Source organism: Ensifer sp. WSM1721 (genome assembly GCF_000513895.2).
In the GTDB taxonomy this organism is placed as follows: Bacteria; Pseudomonadota; Alphaproteobacteria; order Rhizobiales; family Rhizobiaceae; genus Sinorhizobium.
Genome location: NZ_CP165783.1, coordinates 635,761 through 661,387, shown reverse-complemented (window position 1 = coordinate 661,387; position 25,627 = coordinate 635,761). Strand labels below are relative to the sequence as shown.

Sequence of the window (25,627 nt, the reverse complement as noted above, 5' to 3'; positions counted from 1 at the left end):
CCCGGCCAGCCCTTTCGCTCAGCCGTCGTTGAGGACGAGCCCCTTGGTCAGTTCCAGCGCCTGCCTTTCGAAGAGGCTGCGGTAGATACCGCCCTTCACCCGGATGAGGGCGGCATGGTCGCCCTCCTCGGCGATGCGGCCGCGATCGAAGACAAGGAGGCGGTCGAGCGCGCGCACCGTCGAGAGCCGGTGCGCGACGACCAGCGTGGTGCGCCCCATCATCAGCCGCTCCATCGCCTGCTGGATCAGCACCTCGGATTCGGAATCGAGGCTCGAGGTTGCCTCATCGAGGATGAGGATCGGCGCATCCGCCAGGAAGGCTCTGGCGATGGCGACGCGCTGGCGCTCGCCGCCAGAGAGTTTCACGCCCCGTTCCCCGACCAGCGTCCCATAGCCTTTCGGCAGTGCCGTGATGAAGTCATGCGCGCTCGCGAGCCTTGCCGCCTCCTCTATGTCGCGCTGCGTCGCCCCGGGTCGTGCATAGGCGATGTTCTCCGCAAGCGAGCGGTGGAAGAGGATCGGCTCCTGCTGCACGATGGCGATCTGCTGGCGCAACGATGCCTGCGTGACTTCGGCGATGTTCTGCCCGTCGATCCGGATTTCGCCGGCCCTGACGTCGTGGAGGCGCTGGATCAGCTTGACGAACGTCGTCTTGCCCGAACCGGAGTGGCCGACGAGACCGACGCGCTCGCCGGCCCGGATCGTCACCGAGAACGCGTCATAGAGCGGCGCCCGATGCGCCCCGTAGTGGAAGGTCACGTTGCGGAACTCGATCTTGCCGTCGGTGATCCGGATCGGCCTTGCGCCTGCCCGGTCTTCGACGCCGAGCGGCTGACCATGGATGTCGACAAGCTCCTCCATGTCGTTGATCGAACGCTGCAGGTTGCGGATATGCATCCCCACTTCCCTGAGATAGCCCTGCAGGATGAAGAAGGAGGTGAGCACGAAGGTGATGTCGCCGGCGCTTGCCTCCCCCCGCGCCCAGAGCAGGAGGGCGAAACCGATGACCGCGGCGCGCAGCCCGAGCAGCATCGCACCTTGAGCCGTGCCGTTGAGCGTGCCTCGCGACCAGGTGCGCCGCGTGCGGCTCTCCCATTTGCGAAGCACTCTGGCGAGACGAGCGTCCTCGCGGTTCTCCGCACCGAAGCCCTTGACGACGATGTTGCAGCTGACCGCGTCGGCAAGCGCGCCGCCAAGCCGCGTATCCCAGCTATTGGCAAGACTTGCCATCGGCGCCACATAGCCGAGCGACAGGGCAACGGTTACCGCGATGAAGACCACGGAGCCGAGACCGATGATCACCCCCATCATCGGCCAATACCAAGCCATCAGCGCCGTCGAACCCACGAGCATGACCACCGAAGGAAAGAGCGCGATAAGCAGCGTATCGTTCAGCAGGTCGAGCGCCCACATGCCGCGCGTCACCTTGCGCACCGTCGAGCCGGCGAAGCTGTTGGCGTGCCAGTCGCTGGAAAACCGCTGAATGTGGTGGAAGGCGGCCGCGGCAATGTCGGACATCATCTTCAAGGTGAGACTGACAATGCTCATGAAGGTGATGTGTCTCAAGACTATGGCGCCGAGCGATAAGACCATCAGCATCAGGAAAGCCGTGATCGCCGCGTTCCAGGAGGCGGCGTCGCTTGCCGCACCTGACACGACTGCATCGACGAGCCGGCCGGAATAGAGCGGCGTCAGCACATCGGCGAGCGTCGAGAGCAGGACAGCGCCGAGAATGGCGGCCAGTCGTACGGGCTGGCGCTTCCAGTGGGCCCAGGAAAAGCGGAAAACGCTGCGGAAGGCGCGGTTGCGCGCCACGGAACGAACAAAGACCATATGAACTGCCCGGTGGCGAAGGCACCGGCCTCAATATCGGGTGAGCGTGGAAATGCCGTCGAGGAAAGGGATCAGTACGGCATCATCGAAGCATCGGCTTCTTCTGGGAGAAGCGGTCGGGCGATGACGATTTTTAGGCTGTGGCAAGGAGCAGCAAGCGCTCCCGTCACAGGGTCAGGATCGTGGCCCGCCCCGTAGGGAGTAGGAAAAATCTGCCATCGTAACCTCCCTAATCTGATTGCCGGATGACTGCTTATAGTTGAAGCGGCTGTACACGCCAAGCGCGATTGTTGTGCCTGCGGCGACCTCCGCCGCGATGCTGCATGTTTGCAACAGTTGCCCACGACGGGGGCCCTCCCCGATACGCGAGTGCAGTTAGTCCGGCGAAGCTGTTGAAAAGGCCGCCGTTTTGCAGAACTTTCACAATGTGTTGGAAATTTCGCCGCTATTCCTTGGCAGGCGTGTCCCATTCCTGTCGTTCAGATGTCATTCCCCAAGAGGTTGCCCGTGCACAACAACTACATTCTCGTCGTCGGCGGCGCCGGCTATATCGGCTCCCACACCTGCCTCCAGCTCGCCGCCAAAGGTTACCAACCCGTCGTCTACGACAACCTCTCCAACGGCCACGAGGAATTCGTCAAATGGGGTTCTTTGGAAAAGGGCGACATCCGCGACCGGCAGCGCCTCGATGAAGTTCTCGCGCGCTACAAGCCGCGCGCGATCCTGCACTTCGCGGCGATGATCGAGGTCGGCGAATCGGTCAAGGACCCGGCCGCCTTCTACGATAACAACGTCATTGGCACGCTCACTCTCTTGTCGGCGGCGCTTGCCGCCGGCATCGACGCCTTCGTCTTTTCGTCGACCTGCGCGACCTACGGCCTGCCGGACAGCGTCCCGATGGACGAAAGCCACAAACAGGCGCCGATCAATCCCTATGGCCGCACCAAATGGATCTGCGAACAGGCGCTGAAGGACTATGGCCTCTACAAAGGCCTGCGCTCGGTTATCCTGCGTTATTTCAACGCCGCCGGCGCCGATTTCGAGGGACGCATCGGCGAATGGCACGAGCCGGAGACTCACGCCATCCCGCTCGCAATCGAGGCGGCACTCGGGCGACGCGATGGCTTCAAGGTGTTCGGGACGGACTACGACACGCGCGACGGTACCTGTGTGCGCGATTATATCCACGTGCTCGATCTGGCGGATGCGCATGTGCGTGCGGTCGACTATCTGCTCGAAGGCGGCGAGAGCGTCGCGCTCAATCTTGGGACCGGCACCGGTACGACGGTCAAGGAGCTCGTGAGCGCGATCGAGAAGGTTGCCAAGCGGCCGTTCAATGTCGGCTATGCCGCGCGCCGCGAAGGCGACTCGACAACGCTGGTCGCCAACAACGACAAGGCCCGTCAGGTGCTTGGCTGGGAGCCGCAATACGATCTCGCGGCGATCACCGAATCCGCCTGGAACTGGCATTCGCGCCAGAATCACGGCGGCTGATTTTCCGAGCAACGACAGCGGCTGCCTCTCGAGAAGGGAGGCGGCCCGATTTCGGTTTTCCAATGCGCTCGCGAGGCACCTCACGCGTCGCATTCAAAACGCATTCATGCGAGGGTGCTTTCCTCGACATTCCGGTGGTGCCGTCTCGGCCCTCTTCGAGGACCGTGCGTAGTTTTGAAGTATTTTTTATCGCTTGTTAATATATATGGCTATACTCTGAGCTGTCCGATCGGATGCACTCGCGTCAATACAACCGCATGAACGCGGGTCGGACGCGACAAACTTTTGCCGCCAGCAATTTTATATGAGGTATTAGCCTCACGCCTACCTGTCCGACGTTGTCGCAGGTGTTTTTGCCTGCGAATGCTTCCATGAAGGGCGCTGCATCATGGCAATTATCAATCCCTCTCCGAAACAGCTTGCGGAGCAGAGCCGCAAGGAACTTTATTACACAGTTTTTTCTACTTTGTGCCGGTTAGAAATCGACGCGTCGCCGGTGAACTACGAACTGATGTACGACATTGTCAGTGGCAACAATCCGGAACTTCGTGAGAAATTTGCACGGCTGAACAAGCCAATCTCCGAGGAAGATCTCGGTGCGCTGGCACGCATCTATCTGCCGCATCACTTCGGAAACTCGATACACGACGAGTCCGCAAATCGATTGCAGAGCGAATTGACGACTCTGAAAGAGTCTTTGCTATCTGGCCAGAATTCGCTCTCAAGCTACTCCAACATGCTTGGCCGGGCGACGGGCAAGATCTCGTCCGCCGATCCGCGGGATGTGAAAACCATCCAATCGCAGCTTCAGGCGATCCGTCATATGACCGAGGCGCAGCAGTCGGCGAGCACGCAGATTCTCGATCGGGTCTCGACTCAAATATCGACCGTCGCGGCCATTGCGAACGATGTGGAGGAATTCGAGCGCACGAAATTTACCCATCTAGCCACCAATCTCGCCAATCGGCGTGGGTTCAACAAGAAGCTCGCCGAACTCTATGGCGGCGAACGTTATCCCGACGGAATGTCGCTCCTTCTCTGCAACCTTTTGGCGCTGGAGCCGTTCGATGCCAAAGAGCTCATCAAGGTGAAAGAAGCGGTTCTCGAGCGTCTCGGGTTCGTTGTGGCGCGAACGGTGCAGACCACAGACTTCGCCGCCTGGCTTGACCGACCGCAGATCGGCATTCTTGTCGGGACGACGGCAGAGGGGGAAATCCAAAAGATCGCGGACCATATCAGAAAGAGCTGCCTTGCGGCGTTCGATAGCCGGCAGGCAAAAATGCCCGTTGTCACTGGACGCTTCGGCTGCAGCGCCAGTTATGATGCCGGCACGGCATCGGAACTGGTCGGGCAAGCGGAAAAGGCCCTGCAGATCGCCACAGAGACCACAAGCGATAGGGTCGTGTTCTTTTCAGGCGGCGCTGCTGCTGGCGCCCGCAAAGACTGGATGCTCTACCGCAATTGACGTGAAGAGATCGCGACGATTGCGATCGATACGGCAGGTTTTGAGACGACTTATATTCGCATTGGATGATTGGCCAACTCGCAGAAGCGCGTGCATCTTTTCATGGAGTTTAACTGAAGGCGAGAACTGCAACAGCGCGAGACATCACTGACTTGCGATAGTCAAAAACAACAGCGTTGTGGATATCGAGCACCGCGTAGAGCGGCAAGAATGCCGCTAAATTTCTGAGATCAGTTATGCAGGTTTTCATGAATGTTACTTTGGAAAGTAGATATACAGTATGGTCTCCTATGCGAAATGTTATACATTATTTACACATATTCTAATAAAATGGACTGTCGGTGATTGGTATCGATGATTATCGAGAGGAGCGATATGGCGTACAAGGATAGCGTCGAGCGCATTTCTCCGCGAGCACAAACAAAGATAACTGGGAACGTTAGTTGCAAGACGGGATCGAGCAACGGCGTCGTAAAGGATCTTTCCGACGAGGGTATTTGCTTTCAGCTCTTCTTCGACATTGGCGCCCGCACAGGGCAGGAAGTCACTATACGCAGCAATGAGCTCGGACTGCTGACCGGTATTGTCCGATGGAACAGAGGCGACCGGATAGGCATCAAGCTCAAGCTGTCGTCCAACACTGCGGCGCAGATTGCTTCATACTACAAATTCTTTCGTTGATTGAGCGGCGTAAGGTGGGTCGCCCACAATCGACAGAGATCGGACGGGCCGATCGCATGTGATTGGACCGCCCAGGAGCCTCGATGCCTTGCTGCGATTCAACTTTCTAAGCGCCCCATGTTCGCTTAATGCATGTCGCCGAAACGTGTGCAGCAGGCTGAACGACGGCATGAATAAAAACAAGAACCTAAGCGCGTCGAGTGAAGGCGTTTGAACGCCACGTTCACAGACCTTTGGCGACATTGCATTATTCGCCTGCGCGGCCGGCAAGGCTTTGGACCGGGCGGGCTCGCCGGCGCTGCATGAGCGGTCGTTCCAGCGTCAAATAGGCAACGACGCCGAGAAGCGCTCCCGAGAGCGCGGCAACAACCATCGATATCATGGGATCCAGGCCTAGCGCCGAACCCGCCTTTGCGGCCACCGGAATCGCGAAGGTGTGCCAGAGATAGATCGAATAGGAAGCGTTGCCGAGGAGCGTCGGCAACCCCACGGCTCGCATGCAACCATGCGCCTCGAGTGAAAGGATGCCAAGGACGAGCGCAACCGCCAGCGGGCCGATCGTCAGCTCGTCAAAGGGCAGTCGCAAGAGAGCGATAAGGGCAAAGCCGCCCAACGAACAGGCGATCAGCGCGGAACCGGTGGCGCGCGGCGGCACCCTGCCCTTCAGCCAGAACTCGCCGATGCCCATGCCGGCAACGAACTCGAGAATGATCGGCCGTGTATAGGTCAGCATCACCGCATTGTCGAAACCGAATAAGAGGCCTGCGATCACCAGCACGAGGAACAGGCCGGTGATGGCCGGCAGGCGCCGGTTGCGCGGCAAAAGCAGAGCGAACGCGAACACCGCATAGAAGAGCATCTCGAAATTGAGGGTCCAGCCCTGCACAAGGACCGGCCAGATTTCGCCGCTGCTCGGGGAACGCGCCGGGACGAAAAACAGTGACGACAGGACGTGTTCAGGTGTCAGGACCATGTTGGGAAAGAGGCCCGCCATGGCTCCGGCAACCATCACCGCCGTCGCGAGCCAGTAGACGGGCACGATGCGGCGGACGCGATCGACGATGAACTTTGCCGGCGTTGCGGCCTGGCGATCGCTGATGACCCACATGATGAAGCCGCTGATGACGAAAAAGACGTCGACCCCCGCGGCTCCGATGGCGAAATGGTGTCCGGTCTTCTCCGCCGCGTGAAAGACCACGACGGCGAGCGCCGCCGCAGCACGGAGATACTGGATACCATGAATCGTTTTCATCGACCGTTCACCGGCATCATCGGCTGAATCCGGACCTGTAATGCAACGGCCGTGCCTGTGGTTGCCAAGGCCACGCCGCGGCCGGTCGGCGCCGCGCGATCGTCAGCTTTCCTGCGGTGAAATAAAGGAGGAAGGATCCGACGTGATAGGGATTGAGCACGTCGACCTCGACGAAGGCCCGTATGAGGAGCAGCATGGCGACACCGAAAAGCACCATGGCTTCCGGATCGCGATCTTCCGAGAGCACGCGCTTCAGCTGTCCGAAAACGGCTGCGACCAGCACCATGGTTATGAGTGCAAGCCCGATCAAGCCCGTCTCTACGGCGGCCTCGATGAAGGTATTATGGAAATGGAAGCCGGCGCGCGCGGTAATGTAGAACTCCTCCCACAAACGCTCGGCCTCGGAGAAGCCCTGCACCCAATAGGCCTGGTAACCAAGGCCGACGATAGGCGCCGCCTTCGCTGCCTCTATGCCCTGCTGCCAGAGGTAGGTACGGCCGGTAAGCGTTGAATCCTTGCCGAAGGCGCCGAGGATCAGGTCGACGCCGCCGGCATAGACCATCGCGACGGCGGCAACGCTGCCAAAAACCGCCGCGGCAAGGAAAAGGACTTTGCGGCTCGCCGGCCTCAGCGCCAAGATCGCCCGCGTGCCGAGCGACAGTCCGACGACCGCGGCTGTCGTCAGGACGGAAGTCGCCGATTGGGAGGCGAACAGCGAATAGGCAGAAAGCGCTCCTGCTGCCCCCGCCGCGCCCATCCATAGCCCCCTTTCGCCCAGCGTGAAGACCGCGACGAGGGCGAAATAGATGCCGAGCGAGGCGTAAAAGCCCAACTGGTTCTTCGATGCGAATGCGCCGACGAAGCTGTAGGTGCCGTCCAGCGGATCGTAATGATAGATGCCGAACAACAGCGAATAGACGAGGACGATTGAGACACCGGCGGTCATCCCGCGCGTCAAGGTGCGGATATCGATCGTGCGCATGGCGATCAGCGCGCAGACAACATGGCTCAGGTACTGAATGCCCGTGCGCATCGTCACGCTAGGTGCGGCCGACCAGAAAACCGTCAGACAGGCGAAGATCGTGAAGGCGATGATCCAGAGATATCTGCCGTAGTTGCCGAGAACCGCGCGGTAGTCGACCAGCACGAGCGGCAGCCACAGCCCATAATAAAATAGGATCGAAACCTGTCCGAAGCGGGTCGAATAGGCGAAGACGAACAGCGACAGGGCTACGGCGCATGCGCCGTAACCCTCGTTCGCTCCTGGGCTCACGAGGCTCGCCTTGGTGATCCTCATACCCGCCTCATCGCATTGCTAATGCGGAGTTCACTTTGATGACGTCGCCGGGCAGCACGGGGGTGTTCTCGTCCGCCGCGATCTCTGACGGCTTGCCGTCCTTTTCGCGCACGATCGTATAGGTGATCGTCGCGGCCTGTTCTTCAAGTTGCGCCGCTTCCGCCGATTGCATCAGCGCCTCCGTCATGAGATCCCGGCTCGTGCCGAGCTTCAACGTCAGCGTATCGAGTTCGGCTTCGGTATTCTGCAGCTCCTGGGCGAGTTGGGCATCCCAATCGTTGCGCAAATTGGTCTCGTCCTGCGCCGCCTTGCTCGCGTCCTGCTTCGCCTTGAGCGACGCCGTGTCGATATCGAGAAGCTGCGACTGGACGTCCGCAACCCGCTGCTCCAGCGAAAGCTTGCGCTGGCTGAGCGCCAGGCCCTTCTCGGCGAGGCTGTCGACCTTGTCGCGGTCCTCCATGGCGAGCTCGAGCTGGCGCTGCTGCGTCTCGGATTTCTTCGCAAGTGATTCGATCTCGCTTTGAAGAAGCGATCTGAGATCGGCGAGTGCATCGAGTTGGCGCTGCTGCCGCTTGTCGCGCGATTCCATCAGCGCCGTCTCGCTCTCAAGCAGCTTGTCTGCGCCCGGGACGTTTGTCAGTTCCTCGGGCAGTGTGATCTTGTTACGCTTGGCGATTTCCGCCTGGAGGCGGGCACGACGAATAAGCAGCCGGCTGCGCTCTGCCACCTGAACTGCCGATTCTCCGCTAGCGTTGATGAAGTCGCGGGCAAACCGCTGCCCACTGTCTGCCTGCTTCAGCCCTCCCCCTAGGCTGATCGCCTTCAATACCGTCATGTTCGGGGCATAGGGATATTCGCCGGGCGTTTCCACCTCGCCGGAAAGGTAGACCGGACGGTACTGCGCCATCTCGACTGAGGCGGACGGGCGGTCCCGGAGACCGAAGAGCTTCTGCATCTTTATCCCGATCTCTTCCGCGACTTCTGTCGTCGTGCGGCCGCTCGCGGGCAAATCACCGACGAAGGGCAAGGAAACATTGCCGGACGCACCGACCGTGTACTCGCCGCTGACGGCCGACCAGTCGCGGACCGTGCCTTCGGCGGTCTGCCATTCGGCTACGCGAATCCGGAGCTTGTCCATCACACCGAGGCGATATTCGTCGGCCCGCGCCATGGACGCCCCAGCGGTTGCGAGAGCCGCAATGAGCGCGAAGCGGGTAATATAAGAAAGCGTGCAGGAACCAGCGGATTTCCCTGAAGTTCTGATCAGTTGCATTTGGGATTTTCTCGTTGCTTGACGTCGCCCCGAACCGGGCCAGCGCCAAGATTTCAATAGCTGCCGCGGGAGAAGCAGACGGCGGGGATAGTCTTGAAGACAATGACAAGGTCGGCGAGAAGCGACCAATTCTGGACATATTGTGTGTCGAACGCCACGCGGGCGTCATAGGATACATCGTTGCGGCCGCTGATTTGCCAAAGACCTGTCAGGCCCGGACGCGAGCGCAGGTAGTAGACGGCGGCCGAATCATAGAGCTCGAGCTCGTCTTCGACCACCGGGCGGGGGCCGACGATGCTCATTTCACCGCGAATGATGTTGAGGAGCTGCGGCAGCTCATCGAGGCTGAGTTTGCGCAGAACGCTTCCGACGACAGTCACACGCGGATCGTTCTGAAGCTTGCGAGTGGTACGCCATTCCTCGTGGGCTTCGGGATTGGCCTTGAAATAGTTCCTCAGCACCTGATCGCCATTTTCCACCATCGTGCGGAATTTGAGGCACTTGAAGGACTGGCCATTGTGGCCGATTCGGCGATGCCCATAGAAAACACTGCCGCCGTCGGAAAATTTGACGAGCGCCATGATAAGCAGGAAGAGGGGACTGAAGAGGATAAGAGCCAGGGACGCGGCAGCGATGTCGAAGCTGCGTTTTGCCATGCCCCCGATAGGTCGGACGGCTCCTGTCTCCTCGGGGATGAAAAACGGCGAACTGGCCGAGCGAGTCGCGGACTTCATAGAGGTGACTCCATTTAGGTTGGCGATTGTCGGTCCCGTGGGACGCGGGCTCACTAGCGCGAGTGTATGGTGAGATTTTGTCTTTTGAAGGCGGAATGATGGCAGCCTTCTGACGCCTCTGCCCCAAGCGCTTCGGAGGCGTATTCATCGCGAAATATTACGAAAAGTTAAGTATGATGATTGGAAATTACAACCAGGATAGTTTGTCACAAGGCTGCCATCTGGAAGCATCGACACGGATTAATTATTTCGAATTATAAAGTATTGGAATTGTCGGATCATTTTTGCATTGGAGGACGCGAAGCCGATCGTCGCGCCAAATTGACGACCGGCAATTTCCCCAGGTTTTTTGCAGTGCATCATGATATTGCGCTGCACAGTTTCTGCGGCGTTTTATGTCAGACGCTGTAACAAAAGTTGATCAAGGAAAGTCAGCGCAGCAGACGCGAATGATGCAGCAACCAGAAGGAGTTCGCGTTTTCCCCTGCAATTTTAGGGGTTTCAGTCGAGTCCCCTCCGCCTTCAAACTTCGCCCGGAAATAACTATATATTTCAGAGGAACATATTCGTGATTACACCCATTAGAGTCACACGCAATGAGCCGGCTGTTAAAGAGGACGGAAAGATTTCCGGCGTAACATCGAGGGCTACAAAGTAGCTTTTGCATGTTGAAGAGAAAAGCGGGCACCAATATAGTGACCGTACAGGAGGAGAGGACGAAAGTCCGATGACCGTTCCAGTCTTAGACCCGGGAGCAAGTTAGCGCCATGTTCGCACCGCGCTTTTTTGTGAGCATGATTGGCGCCTTGACGGCTTTTGCCGTCGCAACCTATTTCCTCAGCGGTTCAATTGCTTCAACCGCGATTCAGACGCTGATTTGTGCCGTACTCATGCAGGTAGGCTATTTCGTCACCGTCCTGTTCCTGATCTGGAAGGAGGCGCGCGAGCGTCGCCGGATGTCCTTGCAAAAGGTGACGGTCGAGCCAGCGAATGACGAGATGCAATCGGGCAAGGTCTCCTTGCGCAGGCTCAATCGACCGCATCATTTCAATCCCTGAAATCGCGCTGACGCGGACGGGTTTGCGCTTCCGTGGCAACTGCAAAAAAGTTGTCGTTTGACGCGTTTGCGACACGATCGCGCGGCATGGTCCGGCGTGCCCGGCGGGAACATGGATCGCGTCGGCGCATTCGATGACCTGCTGGAGGCCCGTATGACCGCATCCACGCCCGCAAACGTCTGCATTATCATTGCCGCGAAGAACGCCGCCGATACCATAGCGAGAGCGATTGCCTCTGCGCTGGCCGAACCGGAAGCGACGGAAGTCGTCGTCATCGACGACGGTTCGACCGATGATACCGCGGCCGCAGCGCGGGGCGCCGACGACGGGACCGGACGGCTGAATGTCGTTCGCTTCGACGAGAACCGCGGCCCTGCCGCGGCACGCAATCACGCAATCTCGATCTCGCGCTCGCCGCTTCTCGGCATCCTCGACGCGGACGATTTCTTTTTTCCTGGCCGCCTGCGGCAACTGCTCGCGGAGGACGGCTGGGACTTCATCGCCGACAACATCGCCTTCATCGATGCGGCGCAAGCGGCGAGCGCTCACGGCAAGATCGACCGTTTCGCGCCGAGCCCCCGCCTCATCGATCTTATCGGCTTTGTAGAGGGGAACATCTCGCGGCGCGGTGTGCGCCGCGGTGAAATCGGGTTTTTGAAGCCGCTGATGCGGCGCGCCTTCCTTGACGAACATCGGCTTCGCTACAACGAGAGCCTGCGCCTTGGTGAAGACTACGATCTCTACGCACGGGCGCTGGCGAAGGGAGCACGCTACAAGATCATCCATAGCTGCGGCTATGCCGCTGTCGTCCGCGGCAATTCGCTAAGCGGCAGCCATCGGACGATCGACCTCAAACGCCTATACGAGGCCGACCGGACGATTCTCGCCGAAACTCGGCTGAGCAGGGCTGCCGAGGCCGCCCTGCGCCGGCACGAACGCCACATCCGCGACCGCTACGAGCTGCGGCATTTTCTCGACCTCAAGAATCAGGAAGGTTTCAGCAGCGCGCTTGCCTATGTCTTTAATCATCCGGCAGCGCTACCGGCAATTGCGGGCGGAATCCTTGCGGACAAAACCGAACGCTTTCGCCGCCGGTCGGCGGCGCCCCTTGCGCTCGGTGGAACGGGCGATGTTCGCTATCTGCTGGAGGCGTTCGCGGCGGAACGTCCGAAGTGAGCGGCGGCTAAGCGCGTCGCGTCCAATCGCAGAAGCGGACGAGCTCCTTTAAGGGCGACGCGACGACTTGGGCTTGCAATCGCTCCTAAGGATCACCACCTACCGCTCAGGAATTGCCTAGCAGGGCGCGTCGGCGCGTGACGTCCGACCCTTGCGGGCACGATTCGCGGCCGGCCGCTGACCACGGATGTACTGGCAGGGCAGAGCCCCGAAGAGGAAAAGGTCGGGGCAGCCCGGCCTTTTTGTTTCCCGCATGCCGCGGCCGGCAGGAACGGTTTTCATCACTTCGCGTTACCGCTTCGATGGCAACAACACGGAGTTGCGCGATGAAAGGCATCATTCTCTGGCTGATGGGTGTCCCCCTTATCGTCATTATCCTGCTTTACATGTTCGTGTTCTGACCGTCCTTGCGAGTCGCATCCCTCTTGGCGCCGTTGGCTGGCCCCGAGGCCGGCATTCACCCACAATTTTGAAGGATGCGAAGGGCGATCAACCTGGGTTAGCCTGACGGGAGACGGGGCTGAACGGGAATGGGGCATGAATCGCACCGGGAGCGCTGCAGAGATTTGCGGCAAGAAGATGCCGTCGCTAAGCTTGCTCGCCGTAGCGATGCGAACGCTCTGCGCCGCACTGGCATGGTTTTTGTGGAGCCAGAGCGCCGCGGCTTCGGAAGCCCTCGTCGGCTACGCCTTCGTGATCGACGGCGATACTATTGAAATTGCCGGCGAACGCATCCAACTTAACGGCGTGGATGCGCCGGAAGCGTGGCAAGTCTGCCTCGATGAAAAAGGAACGGATTACCGGTGCGGCAAGGAATCGGCCTCGGCCTTGGACAGATTTCTCTCGGCATCGCGTCCGACGCGCTGCGAGTTCGTCGCGCGCGATCGCTATGGCCGATTTGTCGGCACATGTTTTCGGGCCGACGGCAAGGATGTGAACCGCTGGCTCGTCGAGACCGGCAACGCGATCGATCGGGGAGCATATGGCAGTGGTCTCTACGCCTCCGCCCAGCAAATGGCGAGATCGATAGGTGCCGGAATCTGGCGCGGGCAGCCCGATCGTACCTGCGCGGCACGCCCCGGACGCGTGAATCAAAGGCCAACCTGCTGAAGGCTGCAAACGAGGCTCTATGATCGTCGAATTCTGGATCTTGTGCGCTATTGGTACCGCTGTCATCGCAGCGATCCGGGGCGGTCATAGTCTGCGCTGGTTGCTGATCGGCTGCATTCTCGGACCGGTAGGAGTTCTCGCGGCAATCTTCATGCCTTCGCTGAAATCGAAAGAGCCGGATGTTGCCGCCAAGCGCCAGAGCGAAATCGACGAACTGACAAAGCCGCTCCAAGGAAGCGACACGAAGACCGTTTCCGCAAAGTCGAAACAGCAGTAAGCGGAGAAGGCGCGGCCGACTGCCACGCATGAGCCATCAAAAAGGCCCGCCGATTCGGCGGGCCTGGATTGGTACTGAAACGATTAAAATATGTAAAGCAATATCGCGCTGCGAGAAGCACTTTTCCAGTAACATTTTAGGGGCGATTGCCAGATCGAGCGCCACGCTGTTTGGCGTCCTTATCACGTTCAACGAGTGCAAAATCTTTTGGCGCCATGAAGCTAAAGTGCCGACAAAGGATCGCCCGATGGTCGCCGCATTTCCTCCATGCGAAGGCTGAAATTCGCCTCTTTTCCTCACCTGAAGAGCTTTCTACCGAAAAATTCACAGGCGCAGAATTCAGCCGGCGGTAGCCCCAGGAATTTACGGGGAACAATTTCTGCAACATACGACGAAACCGGGATTTTTTGCCAGAAAGCATGCGCGCAGGGTAGCAGCTCGATTTGCGGCGGCTCGCCGCTTAGGTGCAGTGCAGCATGATTTCATTCACTTTGCTGCTGCGCTGCCATATTTTTTCTTCGAGGATGCCCTAGTCTCTTCGGTGCGGGCCTAAGTCTGCTCTGTTGAAACGGTCGCCGCCGAGGCGCCGCCTGATCGGGAGTGACTGAAATCGTGAGTATGGACGCGAATGTCTCCTCGCGCATCGATCTGATGCGCATTCTGCTGATCTCGAGCATCGTTTTTGCGCATATCCCCTACAAGCCGCAGTCGAGCCCCCTTCTCGGCACCTATGGTTTCGTCAACTGGCTTCGCGTCTTCCTCTGCGAGGGCCTTATTCGGATCGGCGTCCCCTGCCTGGGCGCGATCTCCGGCTACCTCCTGTTCCGGCGCGGGGTCGCGAACTTCGCCCATTGGAAGGTATAAGACAATGAAACTCGACCGCAACAGCCGCCTGTATCTCGCTCTCGTTGCGATGCTTCCTCTTGCAGGTGCAGCCGCAGCGCAAGAGGGCGCCAATGGCAGCTCTTTCATGGATGATTTCGACACCCTCGACAGCCGTGTCTGGTACGTCTCCGACGGCTGGAACAATGGCGCCCACCAGAACTGCACCTGGTCGAAGAAGCAGGCCAAGGCCGTCAACGGCATTCTCGAGCTGACCTTCGAGGAGAGGAAGGAAGGCGAGCGCAATTTCGCGTGTGGTGAGATCCAGACGCGTAAACGTTTCGGCTACGGCACCTACGAGGCAAGGATCAAGACGGCCGACGGTTCCGGGCTCAACTCCGCTTTCTTCACCTATATCGGTCCCGCCGACAAGAAGCAGCATGACGAGATCGATTTCGAGGTGCTTGGCAAGAACACGGCGAAGGTGCAGCTCAATCAGTACGTATCGGCGACAGGCGGCAACGAGTTCCTGGCCGACGTTCCGGGCGGCGCCAACCAGGGCTTCAACGACTACGCCTTTGTCTGGCAGAAGAACCGGATCCGCTACTACATCAACGGCGAACTGGTTCACGAGGTAACGGATCCCGCCAAGATACCGGAGAATGCCCAGAAGATCTTCTTCAGCCTTTGGGGAACGGATACGCTCACGGACTGGATGGGCACCTTCTCCTACAAAGAGCCGACTAAGCTGCAGGTCGATCGCGTCGCCTTCACCGCCGCTGGCGACAAATGCCAGTTCGCCGAGTCGGTTGCCTGCCGGCTGGAACTGACCAGGACTGAGTAAATCTCCATTAGTTGAGCATTTGATCCGCATTGTTGCAGTGCACACAGAATTGAACTAAGCTCGGCCAGGGCTGAGCACGGAAACGGATGTTTTCATGCTGCAGATACTCTATTTGGCACAGGATCTTGCCGATCCAGCGGTGCGACGCAGGACCCTCACGCTTGTCGCCGGCGGCGCGTGCGTGACGCTTGCCGGCTTCCGCCGCGGCGCCAATCCACTGGCCGCAGTTCACGGCGTCGAGCCGATCGAACTCGGGACGACCGCTGATGCTCGCTTCGCGCAGCGCATCGGAGCGGTCGCAGGCGCGTGCCTGCGTCTCGCGAACAAGCTTCGGCATGTTCGCAGGCCGGATATCATCATCGCCCGCAATCTCGAAATGCTGGCGGTCGCGCGAAGAGCTGTCGCGCTTTTCGGCGGGGACATTCCGATCGTCTATGAATGCCTCGACATCCATCGGCTCCTGCTGCGCAAGGACATGGTCGGGCGGGCGCTGCGTGCGGCCGAAGCCCAGCTTGGCAGGGATGTACGCTGGCTGATCACCAGCTCGCCGGCCTTCATCGAGCATTATTTCCGACCGCTCTCGGGAATCGATGCCCCGCCGATTCTGCTTGAAAACAAGGTGCTCGATATCGACGGCACGGCAGAGAACGTCGCCGGCGCGGCCGAATGCCCGCCTGCCGGCGCGCCTTGGAAGATCGGCTGGTTCGGCGCGCTACGCTGCCGCAAATCGCTCGCCCTCCTCGCCGAGTTTTCGAGGATGATGGAGGGTCGCTTCGAGGTGGTTCTGCGCGGCCGGCCCGCCTATTCCGAGTTCGAGGACTTCGACGGCGCCCTGCGGAGCGAGCCGTTCATGCGTTTCGAGGGAGCTTATCGCAATCCGGAGGATCTCGCAGAGATCTACGGCGATGTTCACTTTACCTGGGCGATCGACTTCTTCGAGGAAGGTCAGAATTCCGCCTGGCTCCTGCCGAACCGGCTCTATGAAGGCTGCCGCCACGGACGAATCCCAATCGCGATGAAAGGCACCGAGACGGCGCGCTTCCTTGCCGTGCGGGGGATCGGCCTCGTCCTCGAGGAAGCCAATGCCGAGAGCCTTGCCGCACTCGTCGGTTCCATGACGCCGGATGCCTATGCCGATAACGCCGAGCGCATCAGCCGCTGCAATCCAGGCACCTGGGTGTTCGACCGCAGCGACTGCGAGGCGCTCGTCCGGAGGCTGGCGACACTTATTGTCGAGCCGCCGCGGCCCCTGCCGGCGGTCGCGATAGCAGAACCCCGCCACAATGAAGGTGGATCTTTATGAGCTCGGATCAAGTGACCTCCGCATCCAGCCTCATCGTCATACCCTGCCTCAACGAGGCATTGCATATCGAGGCTCTGGTAGCAAAGCTGCGGCCATCGCTGACGCCCTTGAATGCGGCGATCGTGATCGCCGACGGCGGCAGCAGGGATGGCACGCGCGAGATCGCCCGGCGTCTTGCCGCCGAAGACCCGCGGGTGCTTTTCCTCGACAACCCGAAGCGCATCCAGAGCGCCGCAGTCAATCGTGCGGTCGCCGAGCTCGGTGCGGGCTACGATTACCTCATTCGCATCGATGCGCACGCCACCTATCCGGACGATTATTGCGAGCGCCTGGTCGAGGATGCCCTGGCGACCGACGCCGACTCCGTCGTCGTCGCCATGCAGACCGAGGGTTTCGGCACGTTCCAGAAGGCGACCGCCTTTGCGCAGAACTCCAAGCTCGGTAATGGCGGTTCGAAGCACCGTACCGGTGCTGCCGGCCACTGGACCGAACACGGCCACCACGCGCTGATGCGCATCGAGGCTTTCAAGGCAGTCGGCGGCTATGACGAGAGCTTCAGCCACAACGAAGACGCGGAGCTCGACTACCGCCTCAAGAAAGCTGGCTACCGGATCTGGATGACCGACAAGACGAGCATGGTCTACTATCCGCGTGCGAGGCTCATCCCCCTGTTCCGGCAATATTTCGGCTACGGTCGGGGTCGGGCAAAGAACTTCCTCAAGCACCGCGCCATGCCGGGGCTGCGCCAGATTCTGCCGCTTGCGGTGGCGCCTCTGGCGTTCGGGGCGCTTCTCGCCATCGTCAACTGGATGGCAGTGGTTCCCGTCGGCCTTTGGGCGGCAGCCTGCCTTGGCTATGGCGTCTGGATGGCGCTCGGGCAGCGTAATCCTTACGGGCCGCTCGCCGCGATCTCAGCCATGGTCATGCATTTCGCCTGGTCCGCCGGCTTCTGGCGGGAACTACTCGATTTCCGCCGACGGGTGACCAGATGATGGCCTCGAACCTTCAGATCGACATCGGCGTCTGCACCTTCCGCCGTCCAGAACTCGCCGACACGCTTCGTTCTCTGGCGTCGTTGGCGGTGCCCGCAAGTGCCACGATCCGTGCCATCGTCGCGGATAACGACGCGACGCCGAGCGCCAGGGCTCTGGTCGAGTTGCTTCGTCCGGAGATGCCTTTCGAGATCATCTACGTCCATTGCCCGGCATCAAACATCTCGATCGCACGCAACGCCTGTCTGGACCACAGCACGGGCGATTTCCTCGCCTTCATCGACGACGACGAGACGGCGTCGGAAGACTGGCTGCTGCGTCTCCTGGAAGCGGCGCATGCCACCGGCGCCGACGCGGTGCTGGGCCCCGTCAGGGCGCATTACGGCCCATCCGCCCCCGCCTGGATGCGCCGTGGCGATTTCCACTCGACACTGCCCGTCTGGGTCAAGGGCGAAATCCGCACCGGCTATACATGCAATGCGCTGCTCAAGCTTGAAGCGCCGGCGCTCCTTGGCCGCCGCTTCAAGCTCACGCTCGGCAAGAGCGGCGGGGAGGATACGGACTTCTTCACCGGCATGCACGGCGCGGGCGGAAGCATCGCCTTTGCCCCTGAGGCATGGGTGCATGAGCCGGTGCCACAACAACGGGCCTCGCTCTCATGGCTTCTAAAGCGTCGCTTCCGTTCGGGCCAGACGCATGGACGCCTGCTGGCGGAAAAGGCGAACGGTCTGCGTCGATGTTCGAACATTGCGCTGGCCACAGCCAAATCGGCCTATTGCGGGTTCGCAGCAGCGGTCTTCTTCCCGTCGCCCGTGCGGCGATACCGCTACGGCCTGCGCGCAATTCTCCACGCGGGCGTCGTCAGCGGTCTCCTGGGGCACGAGCAGCTCGAACAATACGGAGCTCGCGAGGTGATCTCGCCGTGACCAGTTCTGTGACCGATTCCACGCCCGACGTTACCTTCGTTATCGCCGCCTTCAACGCCGCGGATACGATCACGCGAGCCATCGACAGCGCGCTGGCCCAGGAGGGGGTAACTGTCGAAGTCGTCGTTGTCGACGATTGTTCCTCCGATGCCACCGCGGCCCTTGTGGCGGCAATCCAAGATCCGCGCGTCCGCCTCATCGCTCTTGAATCCAACCGCGGACCGGGCGGGGCCCGCAACGCCGGCTTCGATGCGGCGCAGGGCGAGTGGATCGCCATTCTCGACTCGGACGATACAGTGCACCCCGCCCGGCTCAGGCGAATGATAGAGCGGGCTGGGGTCTGCGGCGCCGAGATCGTCGTCGACAACCTTGACATCCTCTCGCTCGACGGCCGCAGCATTAGAATGTTTCAGGAGGCGCAGCTCGCCCGGCAGCCCCTGCTCACGCTCCCGGCCTTCATCGGGTCGAATGTGCTTTTCCGATCGGAGCACAATTACGGCTACATGAAACCCGTCTTCCTGCGGCGCTTCCTCGAAGACCACGGGTTGCGCTTCGACGAGACGCTCCGTATCGGCGAGGATTACATCCTGCTGGCATCCGCCCTTGCCTGCGGCGGACGCTGCGCGATCGAGCCGTCTGCCGGCTATGTCTATCATATCCGTGAGGGATCGATCTCGCGTGTGCTGAAGCTCGAACACATCGACGCGATGATTGCGGCCGACAAGGTATTTCTCAGCCGCTACACACTCGATCCCCGGTCGCGGAGCATGCAGCGCAAACGCACGCGCGGCTTTCGCCATGCACGCTCCTTTCTCGTTCTCGTGGAGCAACTGAAAACGAGATCGTTGGCCGGCGCACTGAAGACCGCGCTCGCCGACCCGCTCGCGCTTCAGCATCTCCGGATGCCGATCGCCGCCAGATTGCGCCGCCTTGTGGCGCCATCTGCACACTCCGCCCCCTCCGTTCCGCCCCCATGACGGCGGCCGAACGACCCCGGGTGCGCCCCCCTAATGACAAATAAAGGATAGTGCAATGGACCGTAACAGGACCGTCAGGAAAGCAGTGATCCCGGTTGCCGGGAATGGAACGAGATTCCTTCCGGCGACGAAGGCCGTGCCGAAGGAGATGTTGACGATCGTCGACCGGCCCGTGGTCCAATACGCGGTCGACGAGGCGCGCCAGGCCGGGATCGAGCATATCGTCTTCGTGACCAGCCGCAACAAGCAGGCGATCGAGGATCATTTCGACGACACGCCGGAGCTCATCTCGTCGCTTTCGCGCTCGGGCAAGGAGGCGCAGATCTCCGAACTCGAAGCAATGCTGCCGAAGGCAGGCTCAGTGAGCTTCACGCGCCAGCAGGCCCCTCTCGGCCTCGGCCATGCCGTATGGTGCGCCCGTGACCTGATCGGTGACGAGCCGTTCGCACTCCTGCTCCCGGACATGGTCTCCTTCGGTGAGCACGGCTGCCTGGCGGGCCTCATGGACCTCTATCGGGAGGTCGGCGGCAACGTTGTGGGCGTCGAGCAATGCGCGCCCGAGGAGGCATCGAAATACGGCATCGTCGGCAAAGGCGAGACGGTGCGACACGGCTTTGCCGTCACCGAGATGGTCGAAAAGCCCGCTGCGGGCCGGGCTCCGTCCAACTACTACCTCAACGGCCGCTACATCCTTCAGCCGGAGATCTTTTCGATCCTCGCACATCAGCCGCGCGGCGCGGGCAACGAGATCCAGCTGACTGACGGCATGCTGAAGCTGTCGGCGACCCAAACGTTCCACGCGCACCCCTACCAAGGCCGCACGTTCGACTGCGGTTCGAAGCAGGGTTTCATCGAGGCGAACGTTGCCTTCGCGCTTGACCGGCCGGACATCGGCGACGGCGTATTCGAATCCGTTCGCGAGATCGTTCTGTCTTACGAAAGCCGCATCCGAGCGGCATAAGCGAATGTTTCGGGCGGCCGAGCGAGGCCGCCTGGACCAAGGACCGGAGAATAAGATGAACAGAGCGGCCCCCATGAAACAGAGAGGCGTCCCCTTGAGCAGCGTCATGCCGCGCGAAGAACAGTCAGACGGTTTCATCGATCTCGATCGGCTTCTGGCTGTCGTCGTGCGGCGGGCGAGGCTGGTGGCCGCTTTCGTCGTGCTCTTCATTGCACTGGGGGTCGTCTATCTCCTGTTCGCGACCCCCTATTACACCTCGATGACGCAGATTCTGCTCGACGAAAACCTGTCCAAGTTCGCCGAGGAGGAGCCGGCTCCCGCAAACAGTCAGCTGTTGGACATGCAGATCGCGAGCGCGGTCGAGATCCTTAAATCCGGCGAACTCGCGCTGCGCGTCGTCGACAAGCTCAATCTCTCCGAGAACGATACGATCCTCAATCCGCCGCAATCGCCGGTCGCGATCGTCAAGGGTTGGGTGAAGACGGCGACCGGCCTTTTTTCCGGCGGCCCTGACTTGACTGACGATGAGATGCGCAACGGCCGGCGACAGAAGGCGGCAGCCCTCCTCCAGCAGTCGCTCTTCGTCGAGCGCGTTTCGCGAAGCTCTGTCGTGTCCGTGGCCTTTCGCTCGAGCGACCCGGTGCTTGCGGCGACTGTCACCCGCGCATACGCCAATGCCTATCTGACCGATCAATTGAATGCCAATTTCGAGGCGACCGAACGCGCCTCCGTGTGGCTGCAGGAAAGGCTTGCCGATCTGCAGCAGCGCTCGCAGTCGGCCGCGCTCGAGGTCGAGCGGTTCAGAAGCGAAAACGGTCTCACCGCAGCTCGCGGCGAACTCATGTCCGAGCAGCAGCTTTCCGATCTCAACAGCCAGCTCATCGTCGCCCAGGCCGATACGGCCAGCGCTTCAGCCCGCTACAGTCAATATAAGTCTATTATCGACCAAGGGCCGGAGAATGCGGTCGACAACGCCACGATCTCGCCAAAGGAAGGCGACAACTCGGTGATCCGCGACTTGAGAACACGCTATATCGCTGTCGGCAAACGCGAGCGGGAAGTGACCCAGGATTTCGGCGAGGACCATCCGCAGGCCGTGTCGCTGAGAGCCGAGCACGCCGACATCGGCCGGCAGATCTATCAGGAACTGCAGCAACTTACGGCGAGCTATAAGAACGAATACGAGGTCGCCCGCTCGCGCGAGGCCTCGCTGCGCAAGAGCATCCAGGGCATTGCCGGCAAGAACTCGGAGGCCAGCAAGTCACTCGTGCAGTTGCGGGAGCTCGAACAGAAGGCGGCCGCGCTCAAAACGCTCTATGAGTCCTACCTCGGCCGTTATGAGCAGGCAACGCAGCAGCAATCCTTCCCGATCGCCAAGGCGCGCGTGATCTCCCAGGCGGGCGTTCCCGTTTCGCCGTCGAGCCCCAAGAAGACCATGGCTCTGGCGCTTTCCGCGGTGCTTGGCCTGATGGCGGGCGGCGCTTACGCCGCATTCCTGGAGTTCCGCGAACGGACGTTCCGCGTGGAGGACGACGTGCGCTCGATCCTCGGTCAGCGCTCGTTCGGCTATGTTCCGCTCATCGGTTCGCGGCCGAAGAAGAAGACGCAGCTCGTCCGCGCGCATTTCGGTTCGGAGAGGCGGCCGGACGACCCTGCGGACGGCACGATGCCATTTCAGCGTCTTTCGCGCATCGTTCTCGACGCGCCTCGGTCGACTTTTGCAGAGACCTTCCGCAACGCGAAGCTCGCCTGCGACCAGATGCTGCCTGGCAGCGAAAGCCGCGTCATCGCAATCGCTTCGGCCCTGCCGGACGAAGGAAAATCGATCGTCGCTGCCAATTTCGCAGCCCTCCTTGCCGGAAGCGGCAAGCGCACCCTGCTGATCGACGCCGATATCCGCAAACCGGGGCTGACTTCGATGATCACGCCAGCTCCGCGCTCGGGCCTCGTCGAGGTGCTGACGGGAGAGGCCACCTGGCCCGCCGGCATCAAGGTCGACCAGCGCTCGAAGCTTGCCATCCTTCCGGCCGGCGGCGGAGCATCGGACCAGCGGCATCAGAGCAACGAACTGCTCGCCTCGCCAGCCATGGCGAACCTCATCGAGAACGCGCGCAACTCCTTCGACTATGTCGTCGTCGATCTTGCCGCGCTCGCGCCGGTCGTCGACGGCAAGGCCTTTGCGCCGCTTGCCGACGGCATTCTTTTTGTCGTCGAATGGGGGCGAACCCCTTCGCGGCTCGTGCGCGACCTGCTCAATTCGGAACCGCTGATCAGCTCGAAGGTGCTCGGCGTCATTCTCAACAAGACCGACATGAACGAGCTCGGCAAGTACAGTGACTTTGGCGGCGCGGAAAAATACCGGCACCGCTACGGCAAATATTACATCGAGCACACCGAGAACACGGCCGCCTGAACCCATGCAGGCATCCGGCGGTCTCAAATGGCCGCCGGCCTCGATCACGCCAGTACCAGCCGCCCCTGGCTGCCCTGCCGCAGGCTGGCTCCGAACCGCCGGCTTTGCCGGCCTAGCGCTGCGCAGAGCCACTCGATGTCCTCTCCAGAGGGGTAGACTAGGCTGAAACGACGCGCCTGCAGCGGCACGATTTCCAGTGCCGTCACCTCGCCATTGGCAGGATCGATATTGGCGAAATACATCAGGCGCAGATCGCCGCGAAACGCCTCGTGCCCGCGTATGCCCTCGTAGTCGTTCAGGAAATCGCCGCAGCCATAGAGAATGAGGCGACCGCGATGGATCTCGACGGCTTTGGCATGATGCGAGGAATGCCCGTGCACGACCGAGACACCGGCATCCTCTATGAGCGCATGCGCAAATTGCCGTTCCGCGGCGGATATGCTCTCGCCCCAGTTCGGTCCCCAATGTATCGAGACGACCGCGACATCCTGAGGGCGTTTCATTCTTGCGATATCGCCGGCGACGTGGCGGGCGCTGGCCGGCGTGAGATCCGCTAGGACGTTCACGCCAGGCCTTGCTCTCGCGGCAGCCCAACTCAAGGGCGTCCCGCTCGTCGGCGTAGCGAGCGCAAAGACGAGCACGCGTCCTCCGTCGCCTGTCTCGAAGACTGCAGGTGCGGACGCTTCGGCGAGCTCAACTCCGGCGCCGACCCTCTTTATTCGCAGCCGGTCCAGGGTCGCCAGCGTATCGAGCAAGCCGGCCGGCCCCCAGTCCAGAACATGGTTGTTGGCGAGCACACAGCAATCCACCTCGGCAGCGGCAAGGCAGGCGGCGTTTTCGGGGCTCATCCGATAGTTGATGCCTTTCGGAAGGTAATCCTCGCTGCGGGTGATCGCCGTCTCCAGATTGATGATGCGGAGATCGGGTGGGGTCCGTGCAAACTCATCCAGCGCCACGCCCCAGACATAGCTTGGGTCCACCGGCTGCGGGATCGGCCCGTGCACCCTCTCCGCCAGATAAACATAGCCGCGGGCCGTCTTGACATAGCTCTCGTATAGAACCGGATCGCACGGAGCGGGCAGCACCTGATCGATGCCCCGCCCGGTCATGACATCGCCGCAAAGGAAGACCTGCATCGGTTCCCACCGGATCGGATCGCAGTCGCTACAGCGCCGTGCGTCTTTTCAGCCGCACCAAGCACGCTGTAGCACTTTGAATTGCTGCATGTTTTTGTCCTTAAACCGGCTGCGATTCAAGGAAACATGCAGTAGCCTTGCCAGGTCGCCAGAGGCCTGTTCCGCGAGCAATCGCAATCACGCGGGCGTTAGCTCATGTAGCGTATCGCCGCTCAATCTCGCGCGGAGCACCGATCCGCAACAAGGCTCACCGGCGTATCCGCGCCCGCTCATGCAACGCCAGGGATTCGGCGCGCGCCCATGTCGAGCGACGATCAACGCCGATAATCCAACCGGCGACCATCAGCACTACGAGCGCCGCAAGCGCTACGAGTGCCAGCATATAGAAGAGAAAATACTCGGCAAGGCTCGGGACGATCAGAAGGACTCGCCGCAAAGCGTTTGGCGACTGCCGCCAATCCGGCAGGTCGTCGCGATTGAAGGCCTCAAGTCTGCGGGTAAAGAAGTGCATATCGCTGCAACCGACTGCCGTTCGTTAACCATCAACGGCGTCATGCTGCGGGTCAACAGTGGCGACAGCGAGGCATCGCCTCCGCGAGCCGTCGGAAAGGGTGCCTGCCATGCATGCCGATCAGTTGGGGTCGGAGCAAGATTTGTTCCTCCAGACACGCTAAGACCGAATGGATCGTGAATCTTCGTCGCCAACCCCGCATAATATCTCAGTGGATGGGCCACCTTCGCGCAGGAAGAAGCCTAGTATCGCGATGATGGAAAAGGCCGGATCGTTTCGCGAGGTGCATTGGCTGTCGGATGCGGAATGGGAGGCAATCCAGCCGCATTTGCCGCAAGGCCGGCGGGGAGCCGGCGTGTCGATGACTGGCGGGTGATCTCGGGGATCATGGGTATGCTACGCTCGGGCGGCGCTGCTCGTTATGTCAACGTAATCGCGCAAGGGCTTGACAGGGAACGGTTCAAGTGATCGACGACCCCGTGCCTCGTCGTTTTGTCCAGCCCTCAGCGCCAGCTTGAGACAGGCGCTGAAGGCTAGATTGGCAATGGAATAGGGTCCGACGGCCACCCTGTCTTCGGTCCCAGGTATCTGCCGATCAATCGCGGCGGAGATAGATTTCTCAAGTGACCACCTGGATTTCCGTCTTGACGGAATTGGCGATGAAGCACTGTTCATGCGCCAGGTGGTGCAGTTCCGCTTCCAGTGCGGCGGTTGGCTGCTCCCCGGCGTAGACGATGGTCGGTTTGAGCTCAACGCGGCTGACGACCAATTTTCCGTCGATCTTCTCCATCACGCCGGTCGCCTTGTCGGTATAGCTCTCGACGACGATCCGCTTGGGCGCTGCCAGCGAGAGAAAAGTCAACATATGGCAGCTGGAAATCGCCGCAATGTAGGCCTCTTCTGGATCGACGTTGGCTTCGACGGAATATGGAAGCGGAACGATATGTGGCGAAGCCGACGCCGGCACGACCTGACCGCCGTCGAAGCGCCAGATGTGCGCCCGGCTGTAACGCTTGTCGGTGAAGACTGCCCCTTCTCGCTCCCAGTGCACCTCGACGGTCATTTCCATGACGGGCCCCCTTTACGCATATC

The 25,627-nt window shown here is 60.7% G+C and carries 23 protein-coding genes and 1 pseudogene; 15 read left to right on the top strand and 9 right to left on the bottom strand.

Annotated elements, in window-relative coordinates; all coding sequences use genetic code 11:
- Window positions 1-18 precede the first annotated feature (18 nt).
- A complete protein-coding gene (locus M728_RS20690) occupies window positions 19-1,833 on the bottom strand; it encodes an ABC transporter ATP-binding protein (RefSeq protein WP_026619872.1) in 1,815 nt (604 codons plus the stop codon).
- Window positions 1,834-2,340: 507 nt separating this feature from the next.
- On the opposite strand from M728_RS20690, the gene galE reads away from it, so the two are divergent.
- From galE to M728_RS20675, 3 genes are all read left to right on the top strand, one after another.
- Window positions 2,341-3,327, top strand: coding sequence for a UDP-glucose 4-epimerase GalE (gene galE, locus M728_RS20685; protein WP_026619873.1), 987 nt, complete (start codon window positions 2,341-2,343; stop codon window positions 3,325-3,327).
- A gap of 388 nt (window positions 3,328-3,715) precedes the next feature.
- Complete coding sequence (locus M728_RS20680) at window positions 3,716-4,792, top strand: diguanylate cyclase domain-containing protein (protein ID WP_026619874.1); 1,077 nt, start codon at window positions 3,716-3,718, stop codon at window positions 4,790-4,792.
- Window positions 4,793-5,167: 375 nt separating this feature from the next.
- On the top strand, window positions 5,168-5,473 hold the full coding sequence (locus M728_RS20675; RefSeq protein WP_026619875.1) for a PilZ domain-containing protein: 306 nt from the start codon (window positions 5,168-5,170) through the stop codon (window positions 5,471-5,473).
- 247 nt (window positions 5,474-5,720) lie between these two features.
- On the opposite strand, the gene M728_RS20670 is transcribed toward M728_RS20675, so the two are convergent.
- The 4 genes from M728_RS20670 to M728_RS20655 are packed head-to-tail and all read right to left on the bottom strand — an operon-like array spanning window position 5,721 to window position 10,029.
- Window positions 5,721-6,725, bottom strand: coding sequence for an acyltransferase (locus tag M728_RS20670; RefSeq protein WP_026619876.1), 1,005 nt, complete (start codon window positions 6,723-6,725; stop codon window positions 5,721-5,723).
- A 16-nt stretch (window positions 6,726-6,741) separates the two neighbouring features.
- Window positions 6,742-8,022 (bottom strand): O-antigen ligase, encoded by a 1,281-nt coding sequence (locus M728_RS20665; RefSeq protein WP_026619877.1) that lies wholly within the window; start codon window positions 8,020-8,022, stop codon window positions 6,742-6,744.
- A gap of 7 nt (window positions 8,023-8,029) precedes the next feature.
- Entirely contained in the window at window positions 8,030-9,295 is a 1,266-nt protein-coding gene (locus tag M728_RS20660) for a polysaccharide biosynthesis/export family protein (RefSeq protein ID WP_026619878.1), read from the bottom strand.
- 53 nt (window positions 9,296-9,348) lie between these two features.
- On the bottom strand, window positions 9,349-10,029 hold the full coding sequence (locus M728_RS20655) for a sugar transferase (protein WP_026619879.1): 681 nt from the start codon (window positions 10,027-10,029) through the stop codon (window positions 9,349-9,351).
- Window positions 10,030-10,796: 767 nt separating this feature from the next.
- Between M728_RS20655 and M728_RS20650 the strand changes: the two genes are divergently transcribed.
- From M728_RS20650 to M728_RS20635, 4 genes are all read left to right on the top strand, one after another.
- Window positions 10,797-11,087, top strand: a complete 291-nt coding sequence (locus M728_RS20650) for an exopolysaccharide production repressor protein (RefSeq protein ID WP_026619880.1) — start codon at window positions 10,797-10,799, stop codon at window positions 11,085-11,087.
- A gap of 153 nt (window positions 11,088-11,240) precedes the next feature.
- Window positions 11,241-12,263 carry a glycosyltransferase family 2 protein gene (locus M728_RS20645; protein WP_026619881.1) on the top strand — a complete coding sequence of 341 codons (1,023 nt, stop codon included), beginning with the start codon at window positions 11,241-11,243 and terminating at the stop codon, window positions 12,261-12,263.
- 609 nt (window positions 12,264-12,872) lie between these two features.
- Entirely contained in the window at window positions 12,873-13,373 is a 501-nt protein-coding gene (locus M728_RS20640) for a thermonuclease family protein (RefSeq protein WP_370906497.1), read from the top strand.
- A gap of 19 nt (window positions 13,374-13,392) precedes the next feature.
- Window positions 13,393-13,650: a hypothetical protein gene (locus tag M728_RS20635; RefSeq protein ID WP_026619884.1), complete on the top strand. Its 258-nt coding sequence runs from the start codon at window positions 13,393-13,395 to the stop codon at window positions 13,648-13,650.
- 36 nt (window positions 13,651-13,686) lie between these two features.
- On the opposite strand, the gene M728_RS20630 is transcribed toward M728_RS20635, so the two are convergent.
- Window positions 13,687-13,815, bottom strand: coding sequence for a hypothetical protein (locus M728_RS20630; RefSeq protein ID WP_256375560.1), 129 nt, complete (start codon window positions 13,813-13,815; stop codon window positions 13,687-13,689).
- Between the two features lie 453 nt (window positions 13,816-14,268).
- On the opposite strand from M728_RS20630, the pseudogene M728_RS20625 reads away from it, so the two are divergent.
- The 8 genes and pseudogenes from M728_RS20625 to M728_RS20590 all read left to right on the top strand — a co-directional run.
- Window positions 14,269-14,508, top strand: a pseudogene (locus M728_RS20625) (acyltransferase family protein); the annotation flags it as partial.
- A 10-nt stretch (window positions 14,509-14,518) separates the two neighbouring features.
- Window positions 14,519-15,316 (top strand): glycoside hydrolase family 16 protein, encoded by a 798-nt coding sequence (locus M728_RS20620; RefSeq protein WP_026619886.1) that lies wholly within the window; start codon window positions 14,519-14,521, stop codon window positions 15,314-15,316.
- A 94-nt stretch (window positions 15,317-15,410) separates the two neighbouring features.
- Window positions 15,411-16,619, top strand: a complete 1,209-nt coding sequence (locus M728_RS20615) for a glycosyl transferase family 1 (RefSeq protein ID WP_026619887.1) — start codon at window positions 15,411-15,413, stop codon at window positions 16,617-16,619.
- A complete protein-coding gene (locus M728_RS20610; protein ID WP_026619888.1) occupies window positions 16,616-17,611 on the top strand; it encodes a glycosyltransferase family 2 protein in 996 nt (331 codons plus the stop codon). Before M728_RS20615 ends, M728_RS20610 begins: the two co-directional genes overlap by 4 nt.
- A complete protein-coding gene (locus tag M728_RS20605) occupies window positions 17,611-18,537 on the top strand; it encodes a glycosyltransferase family 2 protein (RefSeq protein WP_156943382.1) in 927 nt (308 codons plus the stop codon). The genes M728_RS20610 and M728_RS20605 overlap by 1 nt, the downstream gene beginning before the upstream one ends.
- Complete coding sequence (locus tag M728_RS20600) at window positions 18,534-19,514, top strand: glycosyltransferase family 2 protein (RefSeq protein ID WP_051440851.1); 981 nt, start codon at window positions 18,534-18,536, stop codon at window positions 19,512-19,514. Before M728_RS20605 ends, M728_RS20600 begins: the two co-directional genes overlap by 4 nt.
- A 55-nt stretch (window positions 19,515-19,569) precedes the next feature.
- A complete protein-coding gene (locus M728_RS20595; protein ID WP_026619890.1) occupies window positions 19,570-20,475 on the top strand; it encodes a UTP--glucose-1-phosphate uridylyltransferase in 906 nt (301 codons plus the stop codon).
- Between the two features lie 55 nt (window positions 20,476-20,530).
- Window positions 20,531-22,888 (top strand): polysaccharide biosynthesis tyrosine autokinase, encoded by a 2,358-nt coding sequence (locus M728_RS20590; RefSeq protein WP_026619891.1) that lies wholly within the window; start codon window positions 20,531-20,533, stop codon window positions 22,886-22,888.
- Window positions 22,889-22,932: 44 nt separating this feature from the next.
- On the opposite strand, the gene M728_RS20585 is transcribed toward M728_RS20590, so the two are convergent.
- The 3 genes from M728_RS20585 to M728_RS20575 form a co-directional block, all read right to left on the bottom strand.
- A complete protein-coding gene (locus tag M728_RS20585; RefSeq protein WP_051440852.1) occupies window positions 22,933-24,024 on the bottom strand; it encodes a CapA family protein in 1,092 nt (363 codons plus the stop codon).
- 247 nt (window positions 24,025-24,271) lie between these two features.
- Window positions 24,272-24,535: a hypothetical protein gene (locus M728_RS20580; protein ID WP_051440853.1), complete on the bottom strand. Its 264-nt coding sequence runs from the start codon at window positions 24,533-24,535 to the stop codon at window positions 24,272-24,274.
- 619 nt (window positions 24,536-25,154) lie between these two features.
- A complete protein-coding gene (locus M728_RS20575) occupies window positions 25,155-25,604 on the bottom strand; it encodes an OsmC family protein (RefSeq protein WP_026619892.1) in 450 nt (149 codons plus the stop codon).
- Window positions 25,605-25,627: the final 23 nt, after the last annotated feature.

Bases quoted from the DNA above. Each gene is read 5' to 3' on its own strand.
- M728_RS20610 (WP_026619888.1), top strand. From the start codon at position 16,616: ATGAGCTCGGATCAAGTGACCTCCGCATCCAGCCTCATCGTCATACCC.
- M728_RS20605 (WP_156943382.1), top strand. From the start codon at position 17,611: ATGGCCTCGAACCTTCAGATCGACATCGGCGTCTGCACCTTCCGCCGT.
- M728_RS20580 (WP_051440853.1), bottom strand. From the start codon at position 24,535: ATGCACTTCTTTACCCGCAGACTTGAGGCCTTCAATCGCGACGACCTG.
- M728_RS20675 (WP_026619875.1), top strand. From the start codon at position 5,168: ATGGCGTACAAGGATAGCGTCGAGCGCATTTCTCCGCGAGCACAAACA.
- M728_RS20635 (WP_026619884.1), top strand. From the start codon at position 13,393: ATGATCGTCGAATTCTGGATCTTGTGCGCTATTGGTACCGCTGTCATC.
- M728_RS20680 (WP_026619874.1), top strand. From the start codon at position 3,716: ATGGCAATTATCAATCCCTCTCCGAAACAGCTTGCGGAGCAGAGCCGC.
- M728_RS20590 (WP_026619891.1), top strand. From the start codon at position 20,531: ATGAACAGAGCGGCCCCCATGAAACAGAGAGGCGTCCCCTTGAGCAGC.
- M728_RS20690 (WP_026619872.1), bottom strand. From the start codon at position 1,833: ATGGTCTTTGTTCGTTCCGTGGCGCGCAACCGCGCCTTCCGCAGCGTT.
- M728_RS20640 (WP_370906497.1), top strand. From the start codon at position 12,873: ATGCGAACGCTCTGCGCCGCACTGGCATGGTTTTTGTGGAGCCAGAGC.
- M728_RS20655 (WP_026619879.1), bottom strand. From the start codon at position 10,029: ATGAAGTCCGCGACTCGCTCGGCCAGTTCGCCGTTTTTCATCCCCGAG.
- M728_RS20670 (WP_026619876.1), bottom strand. From the start codon at position 6,725: ATGAAAACGATTCATGGTATCCAGTATCTCCGTGCTGCGGCGGCGCTC.
- M728_RS20620 (WP_026619886.1), top strand. From the start codon at position 14,519: ATGAAACTCGACCGCAACAGCCGCCTGTATCTCGCTCTCGTTGCGATG.
- M728_RS20595 (WP_026619890.1), top strand. From the start codon at position 19,570: ATGGACCGTAACAGGACCGTCAGGAAAGCAGTGATCCCGGTTGCCGGG.
- M728_RS20665 (WP_026619877.1), bottom strand. From the start codon at position 8,022: ATGAGGATCACCAAGGCGAGCCTCGTGAGCCCAGGAGCGAACGAGGGT.
- M728_RS20645 (WP_026619881.1), top strand. From the start codon at position 11,241: ATGACCGCATCCACGCCCGCAAACGTCTGCATTATCATTGCCGCGAAG.
- M728_RS20660 (WP_026619878.1), bottom strand. From the start codon at position 9,295: ATGCAACTGATCAGAACTTCAGGGAAATCCGCTGGTTCCTGCACGCTT.
- M728_RS20575 (WP_026619892.1), bottom strand. From the start codon at position 25,604: ATGGAAATGACCGTCGAGGTGCACTGGGAGCGAGAAGGGGCAGTCTTC.
- M728_RS20585 (WP_051440852.1), bottom strand. From the start codon at position 24,024: ATGCAGGTCTTCCTTTGCGGCGATGTCATGACCGGGCGGGGCATCGAT.
- M728_RS20650 (WP_026619880.1), top strand. From the start codon at position 10,797: ATGTTCGCACCGCGCTTTTTTGTGAGCATGATTGGCGCCTTGACGGCT.
- M728_RS20615 (WP_026619887.1), top strand. From the start codon at position 15,411: ATGCTGCAGATACTCTATTTGGCACAGGATCTTGCCGATCCAGCGGTG.